Origin of the sequence: Paractinoplanes deccanensis (genome assembly GCF_016862115.1) — a bacterium.
GTDB classification, from domain to species: Bacteria; Actinomycetota; Actinomycetes; order Mycobacteriales; family Micromonosporaceae; genus Actinoplanes; species Actinoplanes deccanensis.
Genome location: NZ_BOMI01000194.1, coordinates 23,163 through 49,178, shown reverse-complemented (window position 1 = coordinate 49,178; position 26,016 = coordinate 23,163). Strand labels below are relative to the sequence as shown.

The following is a 26,016-nucleotide window of genomic DNA, read 5'->3' as shown; positions in this document are numbered from 1 at the left end:
ATGGTCGTGGTGCAAATTTGAGAGAACCGAAAGATTACGCCGCCCCTGTTCGCCGCCTGCGCGGGGGACAAAGCCGGACATAACACTGGGTTGGCTCTGGGCGGGGCCTTGGTTCTGGGCGGGGCGTTGACCGGGGGTGGAGCGGGACCGGCTCACGTGCGGGTCCGGGGGCGGGCCGCGTTGGCCAGGTCGACGAGGGCGATCTTCTCCGCCCCGTGGGCCGCGCGGGCCATCTCGCGGTAGGCGGCCTCCAGCGCGAACCGGACCTCCCTCTCGCGCACCTCTCCTTGGTGTGCCGCCCCCAACACCGCCGGCGGCAGCTGCGCTCCACCCTTGATGGTCTCCAGGGCTTGTTCCAGCAGCGACACGCGCAGCGCCGCCAGCTGGGCCGCCTCCACCTCGAGCCGGTCGATCAGGGCTGCCGCCGCCGCCAGCGAGTCGACGTCCGCCGCCGCCGACGGGTGGGACTGCACCAGGGCCAGCACCGCGCCCACTTGGGAGCTTCGGTAGGCCGCCGACGTGCCGGGCACCCGGTTGTACGCCTCGACCGCGCCCGCCCGGTCGCCGCTGTGCAACCGGCATCGGGCCAGCCCGGCCGCCGCCGACGTGTAGGCCGGGTCGGTGCGGCTCACCACGTCGTAGTAGCCGGCCGCGGCCGGGTCGCCGGCCAGTTCGAGGGCGAGGGCCAGGGCCAGTTGGGGCGCCAGTTCGCCGGGCAGGGCGGAATAGACCGCGTCGAAGCGCTCGCGGGCGTACGCGTAGTTCTTCACCGCCAGCGCGAGCAGCCCGTCGTACCAGGCCACCCGCCAGTCGGCGCCCTCGGTGCGCAGCAGCGCGTCGCGGGCGGCGCGGGCGTCGTCGAAGTAGCCGTGCCGGGCGGCCAGGTCGATCTCGGCCCGCAGCGCGCGCAGCCGGACCTCCAGGGTGGCCACGGGGGCGCCCTTGAGCAGCGCCAGCACCTCGGCCGGGTCGGTGACCGTCACCGAGGCCAGGAACGCCGCCGACGGGTCGGCCAGGTCGATCAGCGGGGACGGCAGGTCCTGCCAGCGCGGGGCGTCCGACTTCAGGTCGGTGCGCATCTCGCCGGTGAACAGCCGGGACGTGGCGGGCCGGGGCGTGCCGTCGGCGGCCAGCACCTGGCGCAGCACGCCGATCATCTGCTCGGTCATCTCGGCGGCGTCGACGAAGCGTTCCGCCGGGTCGGGGCGGGTGGCCCGCTGGAGCAGCCGGTAGAACGACTCGAAGCGCTGGTAGACCTCGAACTCGCCGCGGTCGGGCAGGCTGTCCTTGAAGGTGCTCTGGTAGCCGCGGAAGTCGGTGGTGAGCACCGCCAGGGTGCGCCCGATGGTGTAGAGGTCGGAGGCGATGGACGGCCCGGCGGTCGCCATCTCGGGCGCCTGGTAGCCGACCGTGCCGTAGATGGCGGCGTCCATGTCGTCGAAGCGCACCACGCCGCCGAGGTCGATGAGCTTCATCTGGTCGCCGGACTGGATCACGTTGTCCGGCTTGAAGTCGCAGAAGATGAGGCCCCGGTCGTGCAGGTAGCCGAAGGCCGGCATGATCTCGACGATGTAGGCCAGCGCGCGGTCGACGGGCAGCGGGTCGGGGCGGCGCTCCTTGAGGATGCCCTTGAGCGACTCGCCGCCCACGTACTCCATGACGATGTAGCCGGCGCCGTCGTGCTCGACGAAGTTGTAGATCTTGACGATGTTCGGGTGCTCGACCTCGGCGAGGAAGCGCCGCTCGGCCACGGCGGCCGCCAGCGCGTCGTCGTCGCCGGAGTTGAGCAGGCCCTTGAGCACCACCCAGCGGTCCGAGACGTTCTTGTCGACGGCCAGGTAGATCCAGCCGAGGCCGCCGTGCGCGAGCGGGCCGACCACCTCGTACTGCCCGGCCACCAGGTCGCCCTTGACCAGCTTGGGGGTGAAGTTGAACTGCTCGCCGCACTGCGGGCAGAAGCCGGCGGTGCGCCCGGGCCGGTCGCCGCGGGCCCGGCCGACCGCGTTGCCGCACTTCGCGCAGTAGCGCTTGTCCTCGGGCACCTCGGCGGTGGTCATCACGGCGGTGGCCGGGTCGGCCTGCACGATGGGCTCGACCTCGACGAGGCCGCCGCCGAAGCGGCGCCGGGAGGCGGTGCGGGAGCTGCCGGCGCGCCCGCTCCCGGCTGTACGGGTGGAGAGCGCGCCGGTGCGGGCCGAGGGCCCGGTCGCCGCGGTGGCGGTGCGCTGCACGGGCACCGGCGCGGGCTTGTACGACACGGCGGACGGCGCGGTCGCCGGGGTGGTCAGGGGCGCCATGCCGCATGTGTCGCAGTAGCCCTCGTCGATGGTTCCGGGGCAGTTGCGCTGGCACTTCATCGGGTGTCCCTCGCGATCGTGGCGGTGAGCGCGTCCTGGTAGGCGTTGACGGCCGCCCGGGCCGTGCCGAGGTCGCAGGGCGCGGTCCAGAGGGCCGCGCGGGCCGCCTCGTGCAGCGGCACCAGCCGCGGATGCTCGCCGAGGCCGCGCCGCAGCGCCTTGGCCTGGTAGGCGTCGAGCCGGCCGCGCAGCTCGTTGCGCGCGGCGAGCAGCCCGGCGTTGTGCGCCGCCGCCTCGCGCAGCGCGGTGTGCCGTTCGCGGGCGCGGCGGGTCCAGTCGGCGAGCCGGGGGCTGATCAGCGACCAGTGCCCGGCCGCGGCGAGCGCCTCGATGGCCGCGAGGTCGGGCCGCAGGTCGCCGCCCGGGGCGACGGCGAGGAGTTCGCGTGGCAGGAACCGGCCGGCGGCCGCCTCGGTGGCGCTGATCGCGGCGGCCTGGGCCTCGGCGAGGGAGTCGAGCAGGCGGCGGGCGTCGGCGAGGCGCTGCTCCAGGGCCGACCGCAGCTCGGTGGCCGAGGTGCGCTCGGCGTCGGCGCGGTCGATCAGCACGCGGATGGCCTGCAGGTCGCGCTCGTCCACGCCGAGCGGGTCGCCGGCGAGGGTCGCGGTGAAGGCGCCGAGCCGCCGGTCGGCCTCGGCGAGCGTCGCGGCGTCGCCGCCGAGCCGGCGCACGTGCTCCAGCGCCGCGGCGGCGTCGGCGGCCGCGGGCAGCATCTTGTCCCAGACCTCGCCGGCCCGGATGGCGACCGCCACCGCCGTGGTGAACGCCTGCTCCATCACCGAGAGCAGCTCGGCCGGCGTGCAGACCGTGGTCACGTGTCCCGGCCCGAGCAGGCCGCGCTGGGCCAGCGGCACCACCTCGGTGGACAGCGTGATCGACTCGCCGAGCACCTCGTGGGCGAACTCGGCGCGCTCGGCGTCGCTGATCCGGCGCTGGCCGCTGATCGCGCGGGCCCGGGCGATCAGCTCGGTGAGCAGCCGGTAGCCGTCCCAGAGGCGGGTCAGCGCGTCGGACGCCGCGGCCCACGCCGAGGCCGTGCGCCCGGTGAGCCGGGTGCGGTCGAGCTCCTTGCGGGCCGGGTTGTCGTCGAGGTCGACGAGGTTCGTGGAGATCGCGGCGACCGCCTTCTCGAGGCGGAGCAACTCCGCCTCGGCCGCGGCATAGCGGGGAGAGGTCATCGATACTGGGCCACCGGGGGTGCAGGCGCCGGCCGGATGTCGCCGAGCCATTTCTCGTACGTCGCCTTCCACGTGCCGTCCGCGCGGTTCTTCGCCAGCACAGCATTCACGAACCGGGTGAACTCCGGGTGCTGGCGGGGCATCGCCATACCGTACGGCTCCTCGGTGAAGCGGTCGCCGATGACCTTGGCGTACGGGTCCTGCGCCGCCATGCCGGCCAGGATGGTGTCGTCGGTCGTGATCGCGTCGACCTGGTTGCGCTGGAAGGCGACCAGGCAGTCGCCGAACGCGGCCCGGCCCACCGGCACGAGCGGCCGGGGCTGCGCCTTGACCGTGGCGATGTTGTCGTACGACGTGGAGCCCTGCACCGAGCAGACCCGCTTGCCGCCCAGGTCCTCGATCTTCTTGGCCGCGGAGCTGGTGGAGACCAGCACCTTTTGCCCGGCCTCGTAGTAGATGCTGGAGAAGTTCACGTCCTGCCAGCGCTCGCAGTTGGCCGTCATGGTGTCGGCGACGATGTCCACGTCGCCGTTGACGACCGAGCTGACGCGCTGGTCGTACCCGATGACCTTGATCTGGATCTTGCTGGGGTCGCCGAAGATGGCGGCGGCGATCTGCCGGCCCATGTCGACGTCGAAGCCCTCGATCTGGCCGGTGAGCGGGTTGCGCGAGCTGAACAGCAGCGTGTCCTGGCTGGTGCCGAGGATCAGCCGGCCGCGCTTCTGGATGTCGGCCATGTAGCTGCCGGCGGGCATCTTGCCGGGCTGCGGCAGGCCGGCCGGGCGCAGGCTGGCCCGGGGGTTGCAGGCCGGCGCCGAGCCGCCGCCCTGGGCGGGCGCGTTGCCGGGCAGAGCCTCGACGCGGGGCCCGGTGGTGAAGCCGGGCAGCGGCGACGAGTCGGCGGAGCAGCCGGCCAGGCCGATCGCCAGGAGCACCGCGGTGGCGGCGGCAGCGACGGTACGCATCAGCGGTATTCCTCCAAGCGCGCTCGCAGGCCCGCGTACGCCAGCGCGCAGATCACCAGCGCGAGCAGCGGCCCGAGAACCGTGAGCAGGCCGAGCCCGCCGGACGCCGCGCCGATCTCTTCGGTGAAGACGGCCTTGCGGTCGTCGAAGGCGGCGTCGAGGTCGCGGCGCAGGCTCTCGAACGTCTCGGTGGTCTTCGCGCCGATCGCGAGGTCGACAGCGCCGTCGTAGTTGCCGTTGTCGTCGAGCGCCCGCACCGCGTCGTGCGCGTCCACGTAGGACCGGAACGACGTGGCGGCCCGGTTCATCACCTCGCCGAGATGCGGGTCGAGGGCGCCGTACTGGTTGACCAGTGGCCCGCCGGACGCGGTGAGCCGCTCGCTGACGGCGTCGAAGTCGGCCTCGTACGCGGCGCCGCTGCCCCGCGCGGCGAGCGTCAGCGCCTCGTCGCCGCGCGCCTGGAGCGCCAGAATGCGGCTCTCGGCGATCGACGCGGCGGGGGCGGAGCCGTAATTCTCGGCGCGGCCGAGGTGGGCCTGCTGGTTGATGACGACACCGAACGCGACGAGGGCCAGCACGGCGGTCACGGCGGTGGCGCCGAGCAGCGGCACGTTGAACGTGCGGTGCGTGCGCCGGCTCAGGTAGCGCTGCACGAGCAGCAGGGCGACGAGGAGGCCGCCGAGCAGGAGCAGCAGCGGCACCATCCAGCCGAGCGCGGCCGCCGCGCCGTACCCGTCGTTGACCTCGGTCTGCGCGGTGCGGAAGAGCGCCCGCGCCTGCGGTTGCAGCGTCTCGCGGTTGAGCTTCGACGCCTCCGACAGGTACGACGCGCCGACCGGCAGGCCCTGCCGGTTGTTCGCCCGGGCGGTGGCGACCAGCGCGGAGTATTCGGCGACACCGGCGGAGAGGACGCGCACCGCGTCGGCGGCCGCGCCCTCGGCGGGGGTGCGGCGGGCGGCCGAGGTGAGCGCGGTGGTGGCGCGCTGGAGGTCGTCGTCGTACCGGTCGGTCAGCGTGGCGGGCTCGAGGCCGCCCGCCAGGAACGCCTGGGCCGCCGTGGTGTCGGCGTCGGCGAGCGCCGAATAGATCGTCTCGGCCTCGACGAGCAGCGGCTGGGCCCGGCCGCCCAGGTCGCGGGTGCCGGCGCGGGCGGACTGGCCGGCGGCGGCCGCCACCACACCGGCGAGCAGGCCCAGCGTGAGCAGGGTGGTGAGCAGCAGCTTCAGGCGGCCGGGGGACGTGTGCCGCAGACCCCCGACGCGCTTGACCAGGCCCACGGGCTCGGGCCGGGTGATCAACGCAGTGCTCATGCTTCCCCCCGTCCCGGATGCTGTTGTGTGTGCCCCACTGTGCTGCATCGGCGCAACCCCGGTGTGGTCAGTGCAGTTCGCGCTTGAGCAGCTTGCCGGTCGCGGTCATCGGCAGCGACTCCACGATGCTCACGACGCGCGGATATTTGTACGCCGCCATCTGCTCCTTGCCCCACGCGACCAGCTCCTCCTCGGTCGCCGTCGCGCCCGGCTTGAGGATCACGAACGCCTTGATCTCCTCGCCGTGGCTCGGGTGCGGCACGCCGATCACCGCGGCCAGCGACACCGCCTCGTGGGTGATGAGGACCTCCTCGATCTCGCGCGGGTACACGTTGAAGCCACCCCGGATGATCATGTCCTTGGCGCGGTCGACGATGTAGTAGAAGCCGTCCTTGTCGCGCCGGCCCAGGTCGCCGCTGCGGAACCAGCCGTCGCGCACCACCTCGGCGGTCGCGTCGGGACGGTTGTAGTAGCCGCGCATGATGTTGTGGCCGCGGATGGCGATCTCGCCGATCTCGTCGGCGCCCTCGATCGTGTTCCACTCGGCGTCGATCAGCTTCACCTCGACACCCCAGATCGGGATGCCGATCGAGCCGGGCCGCGGATCGCTGTGCGGGTCGCTGAAGGTGGCGACCGGGGAGGTCTCGCTCAGCCCGTACCCCTCCAGGATGGTCACTCCCAGCCGCTCCCGGACCTCCTTGATGATCTCGACGGGGAGGCTGGAGCCGCCGGAGACCGCCACGCGCATGGTGCGCGCGATGCGTGCCACGTCCACGTCGTCGGTGAGCGCGTTGAGCAGCCCCCAGTACATCGTCGGGACGCCGGCGAAGAAGGTGACGTCCTCGTCCTGCAGCAGCCGGACCGCGGCGGCGGCGTCGAAGCGGGGCAGCAGCACCAGCGTGGAGGCGGTGGCGAAGCCCGCGTTCATGTTGACGGTGGAGCCGAACGAGTGGAACAGCGGCAGCACGAGCAGGTGCGTGTCGCTGCCGACCGGGCTGCCGAAGAGGCGGTTGCAGGTGAGCGCGTTGAGCAGCAGGTTGGAGTGGGACAGCTCGGCGCCCTTGGCCTGGCCGGTCGTGCCGCTGGTGTAGAGGATGACCGCCGGGTCGGTCTCGGGCAGCAGCACCGGCTCGAAGACCGGGGCCTGGCCGGCGAGCGCGGAGCCCATCGTCTCGGCGCCCTCGATCGGCGACGGCGCGGCCGGGTCGGCGGTGATCAGGAAGAACGTCTCGCAGCCGTCGGTGCGCTCGAAGCCCTCGTGGCCGGCGGCGCCCATCGGCAGCTCGGCGGTGCCCTCGAAGCAGAAGTAGGCCCTGGCGTCGGAGTCGTCCAGGTGGTACGCGATCTCGCGGCCCTTGAGCAGCACGTTCAGCGGGACGACGACGGCGCCGGCCTTGAGGATGCCGTAGTAGACGACCGGGAAGTACGGCACGTTGGGGCAGGAGAGGGCGACCTTGTCACCGGGCCGGATGCCGCGGCTCACCAGCAGGTTGGCGACCTGGTTGGCCGCCGCGTCCACCTGCGCGTAGGTCAGCCGCCGGTCGCCGAGCACCACCGCCGCCCGCTCGGGGAAGTGCCGGGCGCTGTCCTCCAGGAGGATCGAGAGGTTGAGCATGCGGGTCGTCCCTTCAGGTGTGGCGGCCGTCTCATCCCACCATCCCCCGCGAACCTGAGAAACCCTCCGTTCCGGTGTTGTTACTTGCCTGCTGCGCGGCGGTGACGGCCGGGTGGATGGCCGCGAGCAGCCACAGGATCCACATCAACCGGGTGTCGTAGTAGTCGCCGGAGAACAGGCTGGCGCCCAGCACGAAGAAGCCGGCGTACGCCGCGGCGCGGCTCTCCAGGGAGCGTTCCCGCACCGGCAGCCGGGCGTACTCGGTGCGCAGCGACCAGAACGCGAGCAGCAGGATGATCAGGCCGACCGCCCCGCCCTCGGCCGCCACGGCCAACGGCAGATTGTGCACATATCGCTCGCCCGGCCCGAGGTTGGTGATGGCGTAGAAGCCGTGCACGCCGGAGCCGAGCACCGGGCGCTCGAAGAAGACCTCGACGCCCTTCTCGTAGAGCACGTCCCGGTCGGAGGCGTACCGGTTCTGCAGGGTGGTGGCGACCAGCCGGTTGTTCAGCAGGTCGGTCACCATCTCGCCGATGATGCTCCACAGCACCGCGAGCAGGACGGCCAGCGCGGTGAACGCCTTGACGAAGCGCATCGACCGGATCGTCGGCCACAGCGACCGCAGCGCGATCCCCGTGGCGATGCCGAGCGCCGCCAGACCGCCCCGCGACCCGGAGGCCAGCGCGCCGACCAGGAACGGTGGCACCCCGACCAGCCAGATCAGCTTGCCGTTGTGCCGGAAGTAGAAGTACGCGGCCGCGAAGATGCCGAGCACCATCACCCGGACGAAGACGTTGGGCCCGCCGCCGAACGCCGCCCACCGCCCGCTCGCCGTGTGGCCGCGGCCCGACGCCGCGTACAGGAAATAGAGCCACCCCGCGAGGTAGAGCAGCGTGAACGTGATCCGGACGACCCGGTCGCGGTCCCAGACGGCCAGGTTGGTGTAGACGATCAGCAGCACGCCCATCGCGACCAGGTCGCTGAGCACGTCGTTGATGATCGCCCCGCGCGGCGCCCACGACGCCGACAGGATCTGATAGCCCAGCAGCAGCAGTACGGGGTAGAGCGCCCGCGACGCCGACCGGTTGTGCCAGCGCGCGGCCTCGCCCGCGTGGTGCTGCTCCAGCAGAAAGGCGAGCACGACCGCGGTGAACAGCAGCACCCGTACGTCGTTGAGCACGGGAATGCTGAGCCCGATCCGCTCCAGCGTGAAGTGCCCGGCGAGCGTGGCCACGAAGGCGGCACCGATGAGCAGCAGGGTGGGCCGCACGGGCGCCTGGTCCGATCGGTGCACCGGCGGGTCGTTCCTTCACGGACGTCGACAGGTCAGCGGTCTCCCGTCGATCATCCTCGCGCCGCCGCCCGCCCGCAGACGTTTCCGGTCAACGGCGCACCCGATAGCGCAGGTGCAGCACCCGGTTGCCCGCGATCACCACGTCCGGGTCCGCCAGCAGGTGCTGCCCCCCGGCCGACCCGAAGTAGCGCTTGCCGGAGCCGAGCACGACGGGCACGACGTCCATGCGCACCTCGTCGACCAGGCCGGCGGCGAGCGCCTGGCCGCCGACATCGCCGGCGGCGACCTCGACCACCCGGTCACCCGTGAGCTCCCGCGCCTTGGCCACGCCCGCCTCGACGCCGTCGACGAAGTGGAACGGCGCCGCGGGATCCCAGCCCTCGGGCGCCGGCCGGTGCGTCACGACGACCACGTGACCGACCCCGCTCGGCGGCTTGCCGTCCCAGCCGCCGGTGAGGTCGAAGACGTGGCGGCCGGCGACGGTCACCCCGATCTCGTCCCAGTACGGCCGGGTGTAGTCGTAGGACGTCTGCGACACCGTCAGCGCGCTGCTCGCGTCCAGCGGGACGTCGCCGCTGGTCAGCCAGTCGAACAGCGGCCCGGGCTGGTCGTTGTCGTCGGCGATGAAGCCGTCCACCGACACCGAGGCGTACATGACCACCTTGCCCACAAGGCTCTCCTCTGCTTCGCCGAGGCCCCAAGGTAGCGTGCCGTGAGCCGCCGTTCTTGTAAGAAATCAATCGGCCGGCAGCGGCCAGCCGTCCAGCACGTGGCCGGGATTGTCGCGCAGGAACCGCCGCCGGACCTCGGCGTACCGGGTCGGCGTGAGCCCGGTGAACGCCCGGAACTCGTGGCCGAAGTGCGCCTGGTCGAAGTAGCCCGCGCCACCGGCGACCGCGGCCCAGTCGACCGGCCCGGTGAAGTCGACCGCGAGCAGGGTGGCGGCGAAGCGCTGGGTGCGGGCCAGCCGCTTCGGCGTGACACCGACGAGCTCCTTGAACCGCCGCGCCAGATGAGTGCTGCTGACCCCGGCCGCCGCGCGCAGGTCGCCGATCGCCACCGCCCCGCGGCTCGCCGCGATGACGCCGCTGGTGTGGCGGACCAGCCCCAGGCCGGCGGTCTCGCGCAGCTGCCGCATCAGCTCGTCCTCGAGCACCGTCATCATCTCGTGCGGGCCGCCCGCCCCGGCCAGCCGCTCCCGCAGCTCGGCCACGGCGGCCCGGCCCCACACCTGCTCCACCGTCACCGGCCGGTCGCACAGCTCGGCCGCGGGCATCGGCAGGAACGGCGCCAGCCCCCACGGCTTGACGTGCGCGCCGACCGACCGGGTCCGCACCGGGTAGCCGAACTCCCACGCGCGGGTCGGCACGGACACACACAACCGTCGGCATAGTCGGCCGCCTCGACATCGGCGCCGGCACGGACCTGAAACGGCGCCCCGAGATTCACCACGAGCAACGCCCCCGGCGCCGACGGCAGCGTCAGCCGCGCGTACGGCGGCGCGCCCGCCAGGTAGTAGAGGTCATCGATAAGCCCGTCCAGCGGCGGCCGCGGCACCCGGGAGACGTATTCCACCCACACAGCATCGCCGACACCCGTCTCCGCGGCGTCAGCAAGCCACTTCGGACTCGTCGCAGGAGGCGGTGGCCCAAGCGGAGCCGCTACGTTATGGCCGTGCATCCTGGGATCGGATTGGGCGAAGCGTGGCGGCTCTGGTCGGCGGGCGCGGGCCGAGTTGGCTATGCGCCAGGTCGAGGCGGCGGAGGGATTCACCAGGACGTACCGCACCAACGATTGGGTCGAGATCGTGGTGTTGTCCCTGGTCGGTATCGGGTTCTGTGTGCTCGTCGCGGTACAGAGCGCCGGCGACTGGGTGCTCCAGCGGATCTTCGATCATCCGTGGCTGCTCGTGTTCGTACCCGTCGTCGTCTTGCCCGGACTGCTGTTTTACTTGGTGACACTCGCGATCTCCGTAGTCCGCGCAGGACTGGGCCAGGCGCTCCGGCCGCTGGCCTGGCTGCTCGACCGTGGCAATCCCGGCCACCCGATTCGGTGGTTCGCCTTCGCCCTCTTCGTCATCGGCTTCCACTTCGACCTGCTCGCGTCGTGACCTTCCCTGAGGGCGAGCACTCGCACCAAACGAATACACGCCACGCCTAGCGGCCCACCTCGTACGGGCGTCAGGCGGGCTTGAGTCTCGGGGCGGGCAGGACGTGCACCAGGGCCACGTAGGACAGCGCGCCCAGCGCCAGCGCCGCGGTGGTCAGGCCGGCCAGGGCGGCGGTGGTCGGGGGGAGCAGGTGGCCCAGGCCGTACGTGACGAGGATCTGCAGGAGTAGGCAGCCGAGCAGCAGGCGGCTGACGATCGGGGTCTCGGCGAGCGCGTCGAGGGTGGGGCGGGCGGCGTAGAAGACGGCGAACGGGATGGCGGCCAGCACGCCCAGGCGCAGCGCGTGGACGGCGTCGGTGAACTCCAGGCCGAGGAAGTTGTGGACGATCGGCGGCGCGGCCAGGAACAGCAGGCCGGTCAGCGGGATGGTCAGGGCGGCGGCGACCACCGGCAGCGTCTTGAGGCCGCGGCCCAGTTCGGCGCCGACGCCCGAGGTGTGGAAGGTGCCGCTCAGCCGGGGGAGCAGGACCGGGGTGAGCATGGCGAACAGGGCGCAGATCAGGGTGATCGCCGAGGTGACGAAGCCGACGTAGCCGGCGTCGGGGTCGCCGGGGCCGGCCGCGGCGGCGGCGTAGAAGGTGGGGAAGGAGAACAGGGCGGGCAGGGCGATGTCGCCGGGGGCCCGCCGGAGGCCGAAGAGGATGACGGTGCGCAACGACGGGGCGGGGGACGTGTCGCCGGTGGGGCGGCCGGCGACGGCGATGCCGGCGAGGGCCACCAGGATCATCGCGATGCCCTGCAGGGCCAGGAAGAGCTCCATCCGGTCGGTGAGGGCGAAGGCGGCGATCGGGAGCAGGCCGAGGCCGAGGAGCCAGGCCAGGTTGGCGGCGCCGACCTGGCCGCAGCCGCGCAGGGCGGCCACCGCGACCACGCAGAGGCAGTTGCCGGTGGCCAGGGCGACGACGGCGCGGACCGAGTGGGCGCCGCCGGGGATGCCGAGCAGCCGGCCCAGGTCGTCGGCGACGACCAGGCCGAGCAGGCCGATCAGGTCCATGACGACCAGCTGGACGAGGAACGACTGCCGGGCCAGCGCCCGCGCCCGGTGGCCGGCGCGCGGCAGGTAGCGGTGCAGGGCGGGGACGAGGCCGAGCAGGGCGAACGGCTGCAGGGTGGCGACCACGCCGCGGGCCACCTGGTAGTAGGCGAAGCCGGCCGGGCCGGCGCGGCCGGCGACCAGGTGGAACAGGAGCAGGCCGGAGGCGAGGGTCAGCCAGTGGACGACGGTGGACACGACGTAGTCCCGCCGGACCGCCGCCGGGATGCCGCGAGCCAGCGAGCGCAGGCCCTCACGCATGTGCCGGGACGCCGGCCGGCGGGATCATCTCGTCGACCCGGTCCACGCCCGCGACGGCGAGCGCGGTGATCAGCAGGATCCGCAGGTCGGTGACGAGGCCGCGGGTCTCGACGTAGAGCAGGCCCAGCTCGATCTTGCGGGGGCGGATCAGTTCGTCGTACGCCGCGTCCGGGTCCGGTTTGCCCGCGAGGATCGCGCCCTCGTCGCGGAAGGCGATCGACGCCCAGTCGGTGATGCCGGGCTTGACGCTGAGCAGGCGCCGCTCGCGCTCGGTGTAGCGGCGCACGTCCGAGGCGACCTGGGGGCGCGGGCCGACCAGGCTCATCTCGCCGGTCAGCACGTTGACGAACTGCGGCAGCTCGTCGATCTTCCAGCGGCGCAGCATGCGGCCGGTCGCGGTGAGCCGCGGGTCGTCGTCGGCGGTGGACGGGCCGCCGAGCCTCTCGGCGTCGAGGACCATGCTGCGGAACTTGAGCATGGCGAACGGCTTGCCGTGCCGGCCGATCCGCTCGCCGCGGTAGAGCAGCGGGCCGCCGTCCTCGCGCTTGATGCGCCAGGCCGCGTACGCGGTGATCGGCGCGGTGGCCAGCAGGATCCCGGCGGCCCCGGCGATGTCGACGACCCGCTTGGCCAGCTCGTAGCGGGCGGCGGGCGACAAGAGTCGCGCGATCATGGCTCCCCCTCTTCGGTGAGCGTATCGACCGCTCGTACCGCTATGGAGTGGTTTGCGGGTTTTGCTCCCGCATCGCCGTGCGGTAGAGGTAGATGCGCGACGCGGTGCCGCTGTGGATCGAGGTGTGGCCGTGCAGCTCGGCGCCGACCTTGCGGTAGAAGCCGTGCGCGCGCTGCTGCCGCTCGCCGGTGACCATCTTGACGGCCGTCGCGCCGTGCGACTCGAACCACCGCATGAGCCGGTCGAACAGCACCTGGGCGGCGCCGGTGCCGCGGGCCGGCGGGCGTACCACGAAATTGATCACTTCGGCGTGCGGCAGGTCGCTCTCGGCGTTCGCGTAGCGCAGCGTCTCGATCGCCCGGAACACGCGGCCGGGGCGGAGCAGCCGGGGCAGCAGCGCCGGGGCCGCCACCCACCACCGGCGGCGGACGAACTCGCGGACCAGCGCCGAGGTGTCCAGGCTGCCACAGATGTAGCCGACCGGGCGGCCACCGTCCAGGGCCAGGTACAGCGCGCAGTGCTCGCTCGCGGCGACGTGACGGTAGAGCACTTCGAGCGCCGGCACGCCCAGTGACGACAGGAAGCCGTGTGCCACCTCGGTGGCGTGCATCTCGGCGACGGCGCGTATCTGAGTGTCGGTGAACGGGCCGGCCACGATGCGCAGCCCGCCGTCGCCCTCCGGCGTGCCGGCGATCGCCCCGAGCAGCGCGATGCCGCGCTCCACGTCGTGCGGGCTCGCGTCGGCGCGCACCGGGAAGCTCACCACGTGGTCGGCCGCCCACTCGGCGTTCGGGCAGGCGCCGGGCCGGTATCCGGTGGCCTCCAGGGCCGCGCCGGTCAGCGGGTGCACCGCCGTGGCGAACCAGTCGCCCACCTCCAGGCGCCGGCGGGTCGCGGCGTCGAGCAGCCCGCGCTTGTCCGCCACCGCGACCGGCACCCGCAGCGGCACCGGGCCGGGCGAGCCCGCGGGCGGCAGCGGGAAGCCGAGACGCGTCACGCCCGTGCGGTAGCGGGCGGCCACGGCGGTGCGGCGGGCGATCGCCTTGCGCGCCCGGGCGGTGCGCCGGGGAAGGCGCCACCGCACCGACCGGGTCATCCGCCACCGGTACTCGGGGCTGTCCGCCGGGTCCTCGGCGTACGAGCCGACCACCAGGCCGAGCCGCGACAACCGCCGGTACAGGGCGCGCAGCCGCCACGTCACGCCCAGTTCGGAGGCGACCGAGTGGACGAGGAACTGGGCGGCCATCACGGCCTCGCGGCGTAGCGGCGGCGGCGCGTACGCCCTGTATTGCTCGCGCATCGTGGCCGCCAGCCGCTCGTCGTTGACGACGGCCTTGCCGCCCACGCCGGCGATGACGGGCTTGCCCCACTCGTACGAGTAGAAGGCGGCCGCGCCCGTCGCGCCGACCGGGCCGCGCTCGTCCGGCTCGGTGATGTGCGCGCAGTCCTCGACGATCGGCACGTCCCCGGCGACGGCCCGCACCCGCGCGAGGTCGACCGGGGTGCCGAACGTGTGCTGCACGATGATCGCGCGGGTGCGGCCGGTGACCGCGGCGGCCAGCGCGTCGAGATCCATCGTGTACGTGGCGCGGTCGATGTCCACGTACACCGGGGTCACCCCGAGCCGCTGGAGCGGCTCGACCACCGCCGCGCAGGTGTACGCCTGCACGATCACCTCGTCGCCGCGCGAGACCCCGAGGCCGCGCAGGATCGCGTGCAGCGCCACGCGCCCCCGGTAGTAGTGGAACTCCGCCGCCGTCATGACCGCCGCCGCCCGGCCGGATCGAGGATGCCCCACACCGAGCCGACGCCGTAGACGACGTGGGTGGTGGCGAAGATCAGGGGCATCGCGGCGAGCAGGCGCGGGTCACGGTGGCGGCGTGCCAGGCGGGCCCCGGAGTAGGCGGCGGCCGCTCCGTACGTACCGAGAAGGGTGAAGGTGAGACGCCGGGCCGCGCGGGAGAAGGGGGACAGGGCGAGGCCGCCGGAGGCGGCGAGCACGAAGCCGAGCGGGACGACGTTGCGCCACGAGCCGATCCAGCGGCCGACGGCGCGGCTGGCGCGGAACGGCCAGTAGCCGCCCTCGAACATCCATCCGCAGAACTCGCGGTAGCCGCTGCGGGCGTAGTACGTGCAGGTGATGTCGGGCAGCAGCAGGATCTTGCCGCCGGCGGCGCGCAGGCGCTGGTTGAACTCGCGGTCCTGGGCGCGGGTGAGGGCCTCGTCGAAGTAGCCGATGCGGTCGAAGACCTCGCGCCGGTAGCAGCCGCCGAAGACGGTGTCGACCCACTGCGGCTCGGCCGCCCCGATGCGGTACCTGGTGTTGCCGGCGCCGAAGGCGTCCGTGGTGGAGAGCGCGATGGCCCGGCCGATCAGGTTGTCGTCGCGGGCCTCGGAGCGCCGGACGCCGCCCACGTTGTCGGCGTCGGGGTGGTCGAGCAGCCCCCGCACACACTTCGCCAGATAGTCGGGCGGATAGTCGGCGTGCACGTCGAGGCGCACGATGATGTCGCCCTTCGCCTCGCGGATGCCGAGGTTGAGCGCGACGGGTTTGCTGCGGCCCGGATTGTCGATGAGGCGCACGGCGTCCCGCTTCTGCAGGACGTCCCGAGTGCCGTCGTCGCTCATCCCGTCGACGACCAGGACCTCCAAGCGGTCGGCGGGGTAGTCGAATTCCTGGACGGCGTCCAGGAAGCCCTCGATGAAGTCCGCCTCGTTCCAGCACGGCACGACGACGCTGACGAATGGCATGCTCATCGGCCGAAGAACCTTCGAACGCTGTCCGCGACGTACTCCGCCTGGTCGTCGGCGAGCTCCACGTGCATCGGCAGCGACAGCACCTCGTCGCAGAGCCGCTCGGTGCGCGGCAGGCGGAAGTGCTCCAGGCCGAGGCCCTTCTGCCGGTGCAGCGGGATCGGCCAGGAGATCAGCGTCTCGATGCCGTCGGCGCGCAGGTGCTCGGCGAGCCGGTCGCGGTCCGGGGTGGTGATCGGGTAGTTCTGGTAGACGTCGCGCCGGCGCGGGTCGTCGTCCGGCCCCACCGGGATGCGGATCTCGGGCACGTCGCGCAGCCGCTCGGTGTAGATCCGGGCCAGCTCGCGGCGGCGCTCGATCCACTGCGGCAGGCGGGCCAGGCGCCAGTCGAGGATCGCGGCCTGGAGGTTGTCAAGCCGGCAGTTGTAGCCCCAGCCGTCCAGCTCGGCCTTGGCGACCCGGCCGTGGTCGCGCAGCGCGAGCAGCCGGTCGGCGAGAGCCTGGTCGTCGGTGAGCACCGCGCCCGCGTCGCCGAGCGCGCCGAGCATCTTCGCCGGATAGAACGAATAGGTGCTGGCCAGCCCGAACGTGCCGGAGGTGCGCCCGTCGAGGGTCGCGCCGAGCGCCTGCGCCGCGTCCTCGATCACCAGCGCGCCGACCGCATCGGCCGCCCGCTGGACGGCTGTCATGTCGACAGTGCGCCCGTTCAGGTGCACCGGGACGACGGCCCGGGTGCGCTCGGTGACCGCATCCGCGAGCAGCCCGGTGTCCATGAGGTGGTCGTCGCCGATGTCGACCAGCACCGGCGTGGCCCCGCGCAGCACGAACGGCGAGATCGTCGCGACGAACGTGTGCGCCACGCTGACGATCTCGTCGCCCGGCCCGACGTCGAGCGCGTGCGCCAGCAGCCGCAGCCCGTCGGTGCAGTTGCTCACCCCGACCGCCCGGGCCGATCCGTTGAAGGCGGCCAGGTGCTGCTCGAAGTCGGCCAGCTGCCGGCGCAGCATGAGGTCGCCGCGCGCGATGGTCTCCTCGATCACCGGCAGCAGACCGTCGCGCTGGCGCCGCCACTGCTCGGGATAGTCAACGAATCTGACACGCCAGTCCACGGTTGACCTCCATCTGTTCCAGCACCCGATGGGTGATCGAGGCGGGGTCGAGGCCGTGCGCCCCGCGCAGGTATTCCTGGTCGCCGACGAGCGAGGAGAACCGGGGCGGCAGCGCCACCCGGATCAGCGAGGCCGACTGCGGCATCTCGGCGAGGATCTCGGCCACCGCGCTGCCGAGCCCGCCGATGATCGAGTGCTCCTCGACGGTCACGATCGTCGGATAGCGGTGGGCGGCGTCGTGGATCGCCACCGTGTCGAGCGGGTCGAGCCAGGGGAACGAGCGCACGTCCGCCCGGACGCCCGCCTGCGCCAGCAGGTCGGCGGCCCGCAGCGCCGACTCCAGGATCGCGCCGGTGCTGAACAGCGCGATGTCGCCGCCGGTGCGCAGCGCGATCGACTCGCCGCGGCAGAGCTGGATCGGCGCGTGGTGCACGACCGGCTCGCCGGCCTTGCCCAGCCGCAGGTACGCGGGCCCGCCGTTGGCGACGAGGTCGGCCATCACGGCGCTCGTCTCGACCGCGTCGCCGGGCGCGGCCACGGCCAGCCCCGGGATCGCCCGCATGATCGCCAGGTCCTCGGTGGCGTGGTGCGACATGCCGAGCGCGCCGTAGGAGAGCCCGCCGCCGACCGCCACCACGGTGACGTCGGCGTGGTGGTAGGCCACGTCGTTGCGGATCTGCTCGAGGCAGCGCAGGGTGGGGAAGTTCGCGATCGAGTACGTGAAGACGCGCGCGCCGGCGAGCGCGATGCCGGCGGCCAGCCCGGTCATGTTCTGCTCGGCCACGCCGGCGTTGACGAACTGGTCGGGGCAGCGCCGCTGGAACTCCTCGACGACGCCGAAGCCGATGTCGCCGGTGACGAAGACGATGTCCGGGTCGGCCGCGGCGGCCTCGAGCAGGTCGGTGAAGAACTGGCTCCTCATCGCGTCACCTCGCTCATGGCGCCGGCCAGCTCCAGGTCGTCCGGCGGCCGGTAGTGCCAGAGCACCTGGTTCTCCATGAAGGAGACGCCCTTGCCCTTCACGGTGCGGGCGAGCACGACGGCCGGCCTCTCGTCCCGGGCCGCGAGCGCCGTCCTGATGGCCGCGTGGTCGTGCCCGTCGATCTCGCGGACCGTCCAGCCGAACGAGCGCCACTTGTCGGCGAACGGCTCCAGCGCCAGGGTCTCCTCGGTGGTGCCCATGGACTGCAGGCCGTTCCAGTCGACCACGGCCGCCAGGTTGCCGAGCCGGTGGTGGGCGGCGAACATCGCGGCCTCCCACACGCTGCCCTCGTCGCACTCGCCGTCGCCGAGCAGCACGTACGTCCGCCAGCTCTGGCCCGCGCGCCGGGCCTGCCAGGCGAGGCCCGCGCCGACCGGCAGCCCGTGCCCGAGCGAGCCGGTGGACAGCTCCACGCCCGGGATGCCGACGTGGCTGACGTGCCCGGACAGGAACGACCCGTTGCGGTAGTGCTGGGTCAGCAGCCGGGCGTCGAAGAAGCCGCGCTCGGCGAGGACCGCGTAGAGGGCGGCCCCGGCGTGCCCCTTGCTCATGATGAACCGGTCCCGGTCGGGCCGGTCCGGGTGCGCGGGATCGACGTCGAGGACGTCCGCGTAGAGCACCGCGAGCAGGTCGGCGCAGGACAGCGCCGAGCCGACGTGCGAGCTGCGGCCCGAGTTGGTCATCCGCAGCACGTGCTGGCGGACGGCGCGGGCGACGTCGGCGCTCGTCATAGGACCGCGTATCCGATGTACGGGTCGAAGTCGAACCGCCGCAGCTCCAGCCGGCCGATCCCGATCTCGTCGAGCACCGCCTGGGTCTCGCCCGGCCACAGCGGGTTGTCGAGCTCGTCGAAGGCGAGCACCGCGCCCTTCGGCATGCGGGGCACGAAGTGGCGCAGCGCGGCGCGGGTCGGCTCGTACAGGTCGAGATCGAGGAAGAGCAGGCTCACCACCAGGTGCGGGTTGTCGGCGACGAACGCGGGAACGGTCTCGGTGACGTCGCCGCGGATCAGCCGGGCCTTCGGCAGGTGGCCGAGGAAGCGGTCGGTGTCGTAGATCTCCAGCAGCCGGGTGAGCTCGGCGTAGCTGTCGGCCGCCAGGTCGCCGCGGGCGGCGCCGGTCTGCTCGGGGCGGTCCGCCTCCGAGACCGACGGGAAGCCGCCGAACGAGTCGAACCCGTACAGCCGCCGGGTCAGGTTGGTGGGCTCCAGGGCGGCGCTGAGCTGAGCGAACGTCATGAAGCTCGATCCGCGGAAGACGCCGCACTCGACGACCGAGCCCTTCACCGGCAGCGCCAGCTTGAACAGCTCGTAGAGGGCGGCGAAGCGGGTGACCTGGGTGCGGCGCGCGTACCGGGCCAGGTTGGCGAGCCGCGTGGGCAGGTCGTCGGCGCTGGCGGCGAAGACCTCGGCGATCCGGGCGGCCGCCTGCTTCTCGGCCTCGGTGCGCAGGGTGCCCGGCTGCTGCGTGAGGCGTGTCTCAGGCGGCATAGCAGGCCCGCCTCGACGTGACCATGGTGAAGACGCAGCCGAGCAGCCGGGCGTCGACCTGCTTGAGCGCGCGCATGGCGCCGGCCACCTGGGCGGTGGTGGTCTTGCGGGAGCGCACGAGCAGCAGCGCCCCGTCGGCGCGGGCCGCGACCACCGCGCCGTCGGCGACCGGCAGCAGCGGCGGCGAGTCGAGGATGACCAGGTCGAAGCGGCCGCGCAGCTCGTCGAGGAGCTCGCCCATGCGCTGCGAGCCGAGCAGCTCGCTCGGGTTGGGCGGCGGGTGCCCGCTGGACAGCAGCCACAGCCCGGCGCCCCACGGCTGGAGCACCTGGTCGAGCGAGGCGGCACCGACCAGCACGGTGGTGAGCCCGGCCGAGCCCTCCCGGCCCAGGAACGCGGCGAGCCGGGGGCGGCGCAGCTCGGCGTCGACGATCAGCACCCGGCGCCCGGTCTCGGCGAACAGGATCGCCAGCCCGCACGCGGTCGCCGAGCGGCCCTCGCCGGGCATCGCGCTGGTCACCGCGAGCGTCTTCACGGGCCGGTCCTTGCCGGCGAACTGGACCGTGGTGCGCAGCTGGCGCAGCGCCTCGGCCCGGGGCGAGCCGCGGTCGGCGATCAAGGCCGCCCGGCGGTCCCGCGGGATGCAGGCGAGCACGGGTGCCGCGGTCAGCTCGCGCAGCTTCCTCGGATCGCGGACCGACCTGTCGGCGATCTCGCGGCCCACGCCCAGGGCGGTGCCGACCAGCAGGCCCATCGCCACGCCGAGGGCGAGGTTGTGCATCGGGCGGGGCACGACCGGCGTGCCGTGCGGCATGGGCGGCACCATCGTCTCGATCGTCGCCATGGGCGTCTTCGTGACGCCCGTGTCCGGCGTCTCCAGCCGTTTCACCAGCGTGGGAAACTGCGCGGCCAATTCCTCGCAGAGGCTCTGCGCGAGCTCCGGATCGGCGTCCTCGACGGTGACATCGATCAAGACGGTCGCCGAGTCGGAGACCACCGAGATGCGTTCGCGGATCTGCTCCGGGGTCAGCGAGGTGTCGTCGTTCGCCGCGATCAGGCCCGCGAGCCGTTCGCCCGTGAGCACCGCCTCGTACGTCTTCAACCGTTGCTGCGCGAACATTGCCCCCTCGAGAGCGCTCGACCCTTCCACGTTCCCGGTCGCGATGAAGAACTGCACGGTCGACGCGTACAACGGCTTGGTCTGCGCCGTGAACAGCGCGGCGATCCCCATCGCGGCGATCACGGTGAGCGCGACGACCCACCATTGGCGGCGGGCCACCCGGAGGTAGTCACGCAGTTCCACGCAGACCCCCCGAATAGCGCCGAATACCTGTGAATCTAAGGGGCCGATCGATAACGCGAAGCATTATCCGGAACTTGCGTGGTCACTCGTACGCGCGCATTTAGGCTTTTTCGCAGCGAGGGCCGGTGCGGGTGTTACGGGAGGTGCTTCTGTGCGGCCGCGAAAGGACACCCGGGGCGAGAATCTGCTCTATTTGCTCGCCACGCGCTACGAGCGCTGGCGTTCCCGGCCGGCGCGCGGGCTCAAGGAGCGGGTCCTGCTCTTCGGCGGCGGCGGCGCGGCCCGCGACCTGCTGCACAGCATGCTGTTCGACCCGCGGAGCCGGTACCTGCCCGTCGGGGTGCTCGACGACGACCCGCGCAAGCGGCGGACCCGGGTGTCCGGCGTGCCCGTGCTGGGCGACCGCACCGCGCTGGCCGCCACGCTCGCCCGGACCGGGGCCACCACCGTCGTCTTCGCGGTCTCCAACGCCGGCGCGGCGCTCGTGCGCGACATCCGGGCCCTGGCCGACGCGGCGGGCGCCCGGTTCCTGGTGGTGCCGGCGATGAGCGAGCTGCTCGACCACGAGGTCGGCGTGCGCGACCTGCGCGAGGTGCGGGTCACCGACCTGCTCGGCCGGGTGCAGATCGAGACCGACCTGGACGCGATCGCCGGCTACCTGACCGGCAAGCGGGTCCTCGTCACCGGGGCGGGCGGGTCGATCGGCTCCGAGCTGTGCCGGCAGATCCAGCGGTTCTCGCCGGCCGAGCTGATGATGCTCGACCGCGACGAGAGCGCGCTGCAGGCCGTACAGCTCTCGCTCGACCCCCGGGCCACGCTCAGCGACCCGGCGGTGATCCTGGCCTCGCTGCGCGACGTCGACCGGATCCGCGCGATCTTCCGGGAGCGGCGGCCGGAGGTCGTCTTCCACGCGGCGGCCCTCAAGCACCTGCCGCTGCTGGAGCGCTACCCGGGCGAGGCGGTGAAGACGAACATCTGGGGCACCCTCGCGGTGCTGGAGGCGGCCACGGAGGTGGAGCGGTTCGTGAACATCTCCACCGACAAGGCAGCCGACCCGGCGAGCGTGCTCGGCTACTCGAAGCGGATCACCGAGCGCCTGACGGCCCACGCGGCGGCCCACCGCGAGGGCACGTTCCTGTCCGTACGCTTCGGCAACGTCCTCGGCAGCCGCGGCTCGGTGTTCGACAGGTTCAGCGCCCAGATCGCCGACGGCGGCCCGATCACCGTCACCCACCCGGAGGTGACCCGCTACTTCATGACCATCCAGGAGGCGGTGCACCTGGTGATCCAGGCGGCCGCGATCGGGCGCGGCGGCGAGGCGCTGGTGCTCCAGATGGGCTCCCCGGTGCGCATCGCCGACGTGGCGCGGCAGATGATCGAGCTCGCGCCGGCGCCGGTCGACATCGTCTACACCGGGCTGCGGCCGGGGGAGAAGCTCGGCGAGGTGCTCTTCGGCGCCGGCGAGGAGGACCGGCGGCCGCACCACCCGCTGATCTCGCAGGTGCCGGTGCCGCCGCTCGACTTCGCGGCGGTGCGCAACCTGGCCGCCAACGCCGATCCCGCGGCGCTGGTCTCGTCGCTCGCCTCGCTCTGCGCCGTGCCCGCCCTAAGCTTCTCGTAGGATCTCGAGGACCAGCGGGTCGATCCGGCCGGGCACGATGCGCTCCTCCAGGTTCTCGACGCCCGCCCAGCTCGCCAGGGCCTCGTCGAGGTCGTCGTCCTTGTGCCCGGCGCTCGCGAGCCGCCGCCGCACCTCGTCGCCGATCTCGCCGGTCAGCGGGATCAGCGTCGCCGGGTCGGGGCGCTCGAAGTAGAGGGTGTGCAGCTCGAGCAGCCGGGCCAGCTCGGCGACCGGGTCGGGGTGGTCGTCGACGCGCAGGTCCACCAGCACGTCGCTGGTGCCGCCGTAACCCATGCCCTTGGCCATGACGAGCAGCGCGGCGCTCTGCCGGCCGCGCCGGTCGCCGCCGGCCAGGTCACCGGCGCGCAGCGCGCCGAGCAGGCGGTACTGGATCTTCTGCGCGGCGTTCGCCCGCCAGGCCGCCTCCATCTCGCCGACCACCTGCGGGCCGGCGAGCATGTTGCCCTGGATCGCGTAGCCGTCGCCGGCCACCCCGCCCGCCCACGGGTGGCAGTCGTCGCCGGTGAACGTGGCGCCCGGCCCGTCGGGGCCGACCACCCCGACCTGACGGTGGCTGACCGGGCCGGCGTCCCCGGCGATCAGCGCCTTGACCGTCTCGGTCGCCGCCATGCCCGTGCCGAGCAGCGCGAGCGCCTGCGGGCGGTAGGCGAGGTTCGCGTACGACTGGGTGGCCACCGCCCCGACATCGGCGAGCGCCGCCGGAACGGCCGCGCCGACACCGAGGAACTTGCTGGCCACCGCCACGCCGAGCGCCGTGCCGTCCGCCGAGCGGGCCACGATCGAGAAGGTCATGGCGCTGTTTCTAACACGCGTGCCCGCGCGGGCTACGATCCGCCCATGGCTGACACGGAACCGGTAGGAGAGCTCGACCCGCGGTTCAGCTCGCCGGGCGCCACCGCGCGGCCCTGGCGCGACGTCGAGCGCGTCCTGACGGGGGCCGCCATCTCGTGGCTCGCCACGGTGCGCCCCGACGGCCGCCCGCACGTCACCCCGATCCCGGCCGTCTGGGACGCCGGCGCGCTGCACTTCTGCACGGGCGCCGGGGAGCAGAAGGCGAAGAACCTGGCCCGCAACCCGCACTGCGCCGTCACCACCGGCACCGACCGCGCCGGCGAGGGCCTCGACGTGGTGGTCGAGGGTGCGGTGACCAGGGTCGTCGACCCCGGCCGGCTCACCGCGCTGGCCGCCCTGTGGCAGTCGCGGCACGGCTGGGAGTTCCGCGCGGGCGACGGCGTCTTCGTCGGCGACGAGGGCAACGAGGCGCTGGTCTTCGCGCTGGCCCCCGCGAAGATTCTCGCCTTCGGCAAGGGCGAGCCCTACACGCAGACCCGGTTCCGTCCCGAGTCGGGAAGCCGACAGCCCGCGGACGGGGCCTGAGGAGCCGCGCGAAGCGGGTGCGGCAGTCTTCCGGGACAGATGCTTGAAGGCAATAGTGTTCACCGGAAATACCCGGTCGGAGGGTGTGGATGCGGCCGATCGCGGTCGATGCGGGTGGATCAGTCCGGTCACCTATCCATAACAGCCGATATGCAGAACGTGACCGGCGCGGTTGAGTGGATCTCGCTCGACGGGTGTGGGGGACACGAAGGGGTCGGTCAGTGGTGAACGCGGTGATTTACGTGCGGCCGGAGAACTACGGCGCGAGCGCGAGCCGCTGCCTCGAACACTGCGCCGCCCGCCGGTACAACGTGGTCGGACTGATCCAGGGCGACTGGCCGGCCGCCTCCCGCATGCTCGACCAGGGCCTCGCGAGCGTCGTGGTGGTGTCGTCGGCCGAGCAGCTCGACCCGCACCTGGAGCCGCGCATCGAGGTCGTGCCGAAGCCGCGCCGGCAGCGCCGCTCCTCCTCGTCGGCCGCCCAGCCGGGCCGCCGGTGGACATCGGACAATCCGGGCTCGTCGTTCCACGGCAGCCCGCGCGGCGGGGTGCCGGCCCGCCCGGTACCCCGCAACCTCTTCCGCTCCTAGCCGCTGCTCGCCGGCCCCTGCGTCGCCGGGTGGCCCGGGTGGGTCACCACGACCACCGGGCGGGCGGAGTGTTTGATCAGTTCGAGGGGGACGCTGCCGAGGAGGCGCTCGGCGACCGCGGGGCGGCTGCTGGCGCCGGCGACGATGAGGTCGGCCTGCTGCTGCTCGGCGAACCGGAGGACGGCGGGCACCGGGCGGCCCGGCACCACCGTCACGCTCGCCTCGATGCCGGCCTCGGCGAGGCGCTGGGCCATGGCCGAGGCCGACTGGTACGCCTTGTCGGCGAAGACGCTGCGGGGCACGGCGGCCAGGCGTTCCAGCTCGACCTCGTCGGCGGCCACCACGGCGACCGTCGCGCCGGTCTGCTTGGCCAGGCCGATCACGGCGTCGGTGACCCAGGGCGTGTCGGCTTCGGGTTTGGCGGCTACGACGATGCGCATGCGCTGACGCTAACCGGGCGATCGCGACGCGTCGATAGTTCGTCCACGGTCGAGACTCGACAGATCGTGCGATCTGTATGACGCTCGGTGGATGGCGGACGCGGTGACTACGGAACAGCCCTCCCTCAAGCGGGTCATGGGGCCCGGCCTTCTCCTGCTCTTCGTGGTCGGCGACATCCTGGGCACCGGCGTGTACGCGCTCACCGGGCGGGTCGCGGCCGAGGTGGGCGGGGCGGTGTGGCTGCCGTTCCTCGTCGCGTTCCTGGTCGCGCTGCTCACGGCGTTCAGCTATCTCGAACTGGTGACGAAGTACCCGCGGGCGGCGGGCGCGGCGCTCTACACGCACAAGGCGTTCGGCATCCACTTCCTGACCTTCATCGTCACGTTCGCGGTGATGTGCTCCGGCCTGACGAGCGCGTCCAGCGCCTCCAAGGCGTTCGCGTCGAACTTCGTCGAGGCGTTCGACCTGTCGTGGGAGGAAGGCGCGGCGCTCACCGCGATCGCGCTCGGCTTCATCGTGCTCGTCGGCCTGATCAACTTCCGCGGCGTCGGCGAGAGCGTCAAGCTCAACGTCCTGCTCACCTGCGTGGAGCTCTCCGGCCTGCTGATCGTGATCGGGATCGGCGCGTGGGCGCTGGGCGGCGGCAACGGCGACCTGAGCAGGCTCACCGACTTCACCCCGGCCGAGGGGGAGAGCGCGTTCTTCTCGGTCACCGCGGCGACGGCGCTGGCCTTCTTCGCGATGGTGGGCTTCGAGGACTCGGTCAACATGGCCGAGGAGACCAAGGACCCGGTCCGCATCTTCCCGAAGGTCATGCTCACCGGCCTGTGCATCACCGGCGCCATCTACATCCTCGTGTCGATCTCGTCGGTCGCGCTGGTCGCCCCGGAGGCGCTGGGCGAGGGCGACGCCCCGCTGCTGAAGGTCGTCGAGGCGGGCGCCGCCGGCTTCCCGCTCTGGATCTTCGCGTTCATCACCATGTTCGCGGTCGCCAATTCGGCCCTCATCAACATGCTGATGGCGAGCCGGCTGCTGTACGGGATGGCGAACGAGCGCGTGCTTCCCCGGGTCCTCGGCCGCGTGCACCGCACGAGGCGCACCCCCTGGGTCGGCATCCTGTTCACGACGGCGATCGCCTTCGGCCTGATCTGGTTCGCCGACCTGGCGGCGCTCGGCGGCACGACGTCGCTGCTGCTGCTCTGCGTCTTCACCGTGGTCAACATCGCGGTGCTGGTGCTGCGCCGCGACCGGGTCGACCACGAGCACTTCAAGGCCCCCACGGTGATCCCGGTGATCGGCGCGATCGCCTGCGCCTACCTGGCGAGCCCGCTGTCGGGCCGCGCGGGCGCCGACTACCGGGTGGCCGGCATCCTGCTCGTCATCGGCATCGTCCTCTGGCTGATCACCTACCTCTACAACCGCTACGTGCGCCACGAGGAGACCACCCTCGACCCGACGAACCTGCGCGAGTGA

General features: G+C 72.6%; 24 protein-coding genes. 5 read left to right on the top strand and 19 right to left on the bottom strand.

Annotated features, from left to right (window positions below; translation table 11 throughout):
• Window positions 1-152 precede the first annotated feature (152 nt).
• From Ade02nite_RS45960 to Ade02nite_RS45925, 8 genes are all read right to left on the bottom strand, one after another.
• The gene (locus Ade02nite_RS45960) at window positions 153-2,357 is read right to left on the bottom strand and encodes a serine/threonine-protein kinase (RefSeq protein WP_203777745.1); all 2,205 of its coding nucleotides are present in this window, start codon (window positions 2,355-2,357) and stop codon (window positions 153-155) included.
• Complete coding sequence (locus Ade02nite_RS45955) at window positions 2,354-3,535, bottom strand: hypothetical protein (RefSeq protein ID WP_203777744.1); 1,182 nt, start codon at window positions 3,533-3,535, stop codon at window positions 2,354-2,356. The genes Ade02nite_RS45960 and Ade02nite_RS45955 overlap by 4 nt, the downstream gene beginning before the upstream one ends.
• Window positions 3,532-4,500, bottom strand: a complete 969-nt coding sequence (locus Ade02nite_RS45950; RefSeq protein WP_203777743.1) for a glutamate ABC transporter substrate-binding protein — start codon at window positions 4,498-4,500, stop codon at window positions 3,532-3,534. The genes Ade02nite_RS45955 and Ade02nite_RS45950 overlap by 4 nt, the downstream gene beginning before the upstream one ends.
• On the bottom strand, window positions 4,500-5,810 hold the full coding sequence (locus Ade02nite_RS45945; RefSeq protein ID WP_203777742.1) for a GlnX family signal transduction membrane protein: 1,311 nt from the start codon (window positions 5,808-5,810) through the stop codon (window positions 4,500-4,502). Before Ade02nite_RS45945 ends, Ade02nite_RS45950 begins: the two co-directional genes overlap by 1 nt.
• A gap of 67 nt (window positions 5,811-5,877) precedes the next feature.
• Window positions 5,878-7,425 carry a long-chain-fatty-acid--CoA ligase gene (locus tag Ade02nite_RS45940; protein WP_203777741.1) on the bottom strand — a complete coding sequence of 516 codons (1,548 nt, stop codon included), beginning with the start codon at window positions 7,423-7,425 and terminating at the stop codon, window positions 5,878-5,880.
• Window positions 7,426-7,456: 31 nt separating this feature from the next.
• Window positions 7,457-8,719 (bottom strand): O-antigen ligase family protein, encoded by a 1,263-nt coding sequence (locus Ade02nite_RS45935; protein WP_203777740.1) that lies wholly within the window; start codon window positions 8,717-8,719, stop codon window positions 7,457-7,459.
• Window positions 8,720-8,807: 88 nt separating this feature from the next.
• Complete coding sequence (locus Ade02nite_RS45930; protein WP_203777739.1) at window positions 8,808-9,389, bottom strand: dihydrofolate reductase family protein; 582 nt, start codon at window positions 9,387-9,389, stop codon at window positions 8,808-8,810.
• Window positions 9,390-9,455: 66 nt separating this feature from the next.
• Window positions 9,456-10,088 (bottom strand): helix-turn-helix domain-containing protein, encoded by a 633-nt coding sequence (locus tag Ade02nite_RS45925; protein ID WP_239169553.1) that lies wholly within the window; start codon window positions 10,086-10,088, stop codon window positions 9,456-9,458.
• Between the two features lie 372 nt (window positions 10,089-10,460).
• On the opposite strand from Ade02nite_RS45925, the gene Ade02nite_RS45920 reads away from it, so the two are divergent.
• Window positions 10,461-10,829 (top strand): hypothetical protein, encoded by a 369-nt coding sequence (locus Ade02nite_RS45920; RefSeq protein WP_203777738.1) that lies wholly within the window; start codon window positions 10,461-10,463, stop codon window positions 10,827-10,829.
• A gap of 70 nt (window positions 10,830-10,899) precedes the next feature.
• Here the strand turns inward: Ade02nite_RS45920 and Ade02nite_RS45915 are convergent, their stop codons facing one another.
• Genes Ade02nite_RS45915 through Ade02nite_RS45875 form a run of 9 tightly spaced genes read right to left on the bottom strand, consistent with a single transcriptional unit; the run spans window position 10,900 to window position 20,493 of the window.
• Complete coding sequence (locus tag Ade02nite_RS45915) at window positions 10,900-12,183, bottom strand: lipopolysaccharide biosynthesis protein (RefSeq protein ID WP_203777737.1); 1,284 nt, start codon at window positions 12,181-12,183, stop codon at window positions 10,900-10,902.
• Complete coding sequence (locus Ade02nite_RS45910) at window positions 12,176-12,856, bottom strand: sugar transferase (RefSeq protein ID WP_239169552.1); 681 nt, start codon at window positions 12,854-12,856, stop codon at window positions 12,176-12,178. The genes Ade02nite_RS45915 and Ade02nite_RS45910 overlap by 8 nt, the downstream gene beginning before the upstream one ends.
• Window positions 12,857-12,896: 40 nt before the next feature.
• A complete protein-coding gene (locus tag Ade02nite_RS45905) occupies window positions 12,897-14,618 on the bottom strand; it encodes a bifunctional aminotransferase class I/II-fold pyridoxal phosphate-dependent enzyme/GNAT family N-acetyltransferase (RefSeq protein ID WP_203777736.1) in 1,722 nt (573 codons plus the stop codon).
• The gene (locus tag Ade02nite_RS45900; protein ID WP_203777735.1) at window positions 14,615-15,613 is read right to left on the bottom strand and encodes a glycosyltransferase family 2 protein; all 999 of its coding nucleotides are present in this window, start codon (window positions 15,611-15,613) and stop codon (window positions 14,615-14,617) included. Before Ade02nite_RS45900 ends, Ade02nite_RS45905 begins: the two co-directional genes overlap by 4 nt.
• Window positions 15,610-16,719 (bottom strand): DegT/DnrJ/EryC1/StrS family aminotransferase, encoded by a 1,110-nt coding sequence (locus Ade02nite_RS45895; protein ID WP_203777734.1) that lies wholly within the window; start codon window positions 16,717-16,719, stop codon window positions 15,610-15,612. The genes Ade02nite_RS45900 and Ade02nite_RS45895 overlap by 4 nt, the downstream gene beginning before the upstream one ends.
• A complete protein-coding gene (locus Ade02nite_RS45890) occupies window positions 16,694-17,641 on the bottom strand; it encodes a transketolase family protein (RefSeq protein WP_203777733.1) in 948 nt (315 codons plus the stop codon). Before Ade02nite_RS45890 ends, Ade02nite_RS45895 begins: the two co-directional genes overlap by 26 nt.
• On the bottom strand, window positions 17,638-18,432 hold the full coding sequence (locus Ade02nite_RS45885; protein WP_203777732.1) for a transketolase: 795 nt from the start codon (window positions 18,430-18,432) through the stop codon (window positions 17,638-17,640). The genes Ade02nite_RS45890 and Ade02nite_RS45885 overlap by 4 nt, the downstream gene beginning before the upstream one ends.
• Window positions 18,429-19,190 (bottom strand): TylF/MycF/NovP-related O-methyltransferase, encoded by a 762-nt coding sequence (locus Ade02nite_RS45880; RefSeq protein ID WP_203777731.1) that lies wholly within the window; start codon window positions 19,188-19,190, stop codon window positions 18,429-18,431. Before Ade02nite_RS45880 ends, Ade02nite_RS45885 begins: the two co-directional genes overlap by 4 nt.
• The gene (locus Ade02nite_RS45875) at window positions 19,180-20,493 is read right to left on the bottom strand and encodes a tyrosine-protein kinase domain-containing protein (protein WP_239169551.1); all 1,314 of its coding nucleotides are present in this window, start codon (window positions 20,491-20,493) and stop codon (window positions 19,180-19,182) included. The genes Ade02nite_RS45880 and Ade02nite_RS45875 overlap by 11 nt, the downstream gene beginning before the upstream one ends.
• A gap of 151 nt (window positions 20,494-20,644) precedes the next feature.
• Here Ade02nite_RS45875 and Ade02nite_RS45870 point away from each other — a divergent pair, with 151 nt between their 5' ends.
• Window positions 20,645-22,114 (top strand): nucleoside-diphosphate sugar epimerase/dehydratase, encoded by a 1,470-nt coding sequence (locus Ade02nite_RS45870; protein WP_239169550.1) that lies wholly within the window; start codon window positions 20,645-20,647, stop codon window positions 22,112-22,114.
• Here Ade02nite_RS45870 and Ade02nite_RS45865 read toward each other — a convergent pair.
• Window positions 22,100-22,927 carry a DUF1028 domain-containing protein gene (locus tag Ade02nite_RS45865; protein ID WP_203777730.1) on the bottom strand — a complete coding sequence of 276 codons (828 nt, stop codon included), beginning with the start codon at window positions 22,925-22,927 and terminating at the stop codon, window positions 22,100-22,102. The two genes, Ade02nite_RS45870 and Ade02nite_RS45865, sit on opposite strands and share 15 nt — an antisense overlap.
• A gap of 45 nt (window positions 22,928-22,972) precedes the next feature.
• On the opposite strand from Ade02nite_RS45865, the gene Ade02nite_RS45860 reads away from it, so the two are divergent.
• Together Ade02nite_RS45860 and Ade02nite_RS45855 are read left to right on the top strand one after the other, a co-directional pair.
• Entirely contained in the window at window positions 22,973-23,512 is a 540-nt protein-coding gene (locus tag Ade02nite_RS45860) for a pyridoxamine 5'-phosphate oxidase family protein (RefSeq protein WP_203777729.1), read from the top strand.
• Between the two features lie 224 nt (window positions 23,513-23,736).
• A complete protein-coding gene (locus Ade02nite_RS45855) occupies window positions 23,737-24,102 on the top strand; it encodes a hypothetical protein (protein ID WP_203777728.1) in 366 nt (121 codons plus the stop codon).
• Here Ade02nite_RS45855 and Ade02nite_RS45850 read toward each other — a convergent pair.
• Window positions 24,099-24,542: a universal stress protein gene (locus Ade02nite_RS45850; RefSeq protein WP_203777727.1), complete on the bottom strand. Its 444-nt coding sequence runs from the start codon at window positions 24,540-24,542 to the stop codon at window positions 24,099-24,101. The two genes, Ade02nite_RS45855 and Ade02nite_RS45850, sit on opposite strands and share 4 nt — an antisense overlap.
• 103 nt (window positions 24,543-24,645) lie before the next feature.
• Between Ade02nite_RS45850 and Ade02nite_RS45845 the strand changes: the two genes are divergently transcribed.
• Window positions 24,646-26,016 carry an APC family permease gene (locus Ade02nite_RS45845; RefSeq protein WP_239169549.1) on the top strand — a complete coding sequence of 457 codons (1,371 nt, stop codon included), beginning with the start codon at window positions 24,646-24,648 and terminating at the stop codon, window positions 26,014-26,016.

Coding starts and splice junctions, on each gene's coding strand:
- Ade02nite_RS45905 (WP_203777736.1), bottom strand. CDS start 14,618: ATGACGGCGGCGGAGTTCCACTACTACCGGGGGCGCGTGGCGCTGCAC.
- Ade02nite_RS45945 (WP_203777742.1), bottom strand. CDS start 5,810: ATGAGCACTGCGTTGATCACCCGGCCCGAGCCCGTGGGCCTGGTCAAG.
- Ade02nite_RS45955 (WP_203777744.1), bottom strand. CDS start 3,535: ATGACCTCTCCCCGCTATGCCGCGGCCGAGGCGGAGTTGCTCCGCCTC.
- Ade02nite_RS45960 (WP_203777745.1), bottom strand. CDS start 2,357: ATGAAGTGCCAGCGCAACTGCCCCGGAACCATCGACGAGGGCTACTGC.
- Ade02nite_RS45940 (WP_203777741.1), bottom strand. CDS start 7,425: ATGCTCAACCTCTCGATCCTCCTGGAGGACAGCGCCCGGCACTTCCCC.
- Ade02nite_RS45915 (WP_203777737.1), bottom strand. CDS start 12,183: ATGCGTGAGGGCCTGCGCTCGCTGGCTCGCGGCATCCCGGCGGCGGTC.
- Ade02nite_RS45865 (WP_203777730.1), bottom strand. CDS start 22,927: ATGACCTTCTCGATCGTGGCCCGCTCGGCGGACGGCACGGCGCTCGGC.
- Ade02nite_RS45900 (WP_203777735.1), bottom strand. CDS start 15,613: ATGAGCATGCCATTCGTCAGCGTCGTCGTGCCGTGCTGGAACGAGGCG.
- Ade02nite_RS45880 (WP_203777731.1), bottom strand. CDS start 19,190: ATGCCGCCTGAGACACGCCTCACGCAGCAGCCGGGCACCCTGCGCACC.
- Ade02nite_RS45920 (WP_203777738.1), top strand. CDS start 10,461: ATGCGCCAGGTCGAGGCGGCGGAGGGATTCACCAGGACGTACCGCACC.
- Ade02nite_RS45860 (WP_203777729.1), top strand. CDS start 22,973: ATGGCTGACACGGAACCGGTAGGAGAGCTCGACCCGCGGTTCAGCTCG.
- Ade02nite_RS45885 (WP_203777732.1), bottom strand. CDS start 18,432: ATGACGAGCGCCGACGTCGCCCGCGCCGTCCGCCAGCACGTGCTGCGG.
- Ade02nite_RS45850 (WP_203777727.1), bottom strand. CDS start 24,542: ATGCGCATCGTCGTAGCCGCCAAACCCGAAGCCGACACGCCCTGGGTC.
- Ade02nite_RS45950 (WP_203777743.1), bottom strand. CDS start 4,500: ATGCGTACCGTCGCTGCCGCCGCCACCGCGGTGCTCCTGGCGATCGGC.
- Ade02nite_RS45910 (WP_239169552.1), bottom strand. CDS start 12,856: ATGATCGCGCGACTCTTGTCGCCCGCCGCCCGCTACGAGCTGGCCAAG.
- Ade02nite_RS45890 (WP_203777733.1), bottom strand. CDS start 17,641: ATGAGGAGCCAGTTCTTCACCGACCTGCTCGAGGCCGCCGCGGCCGAC.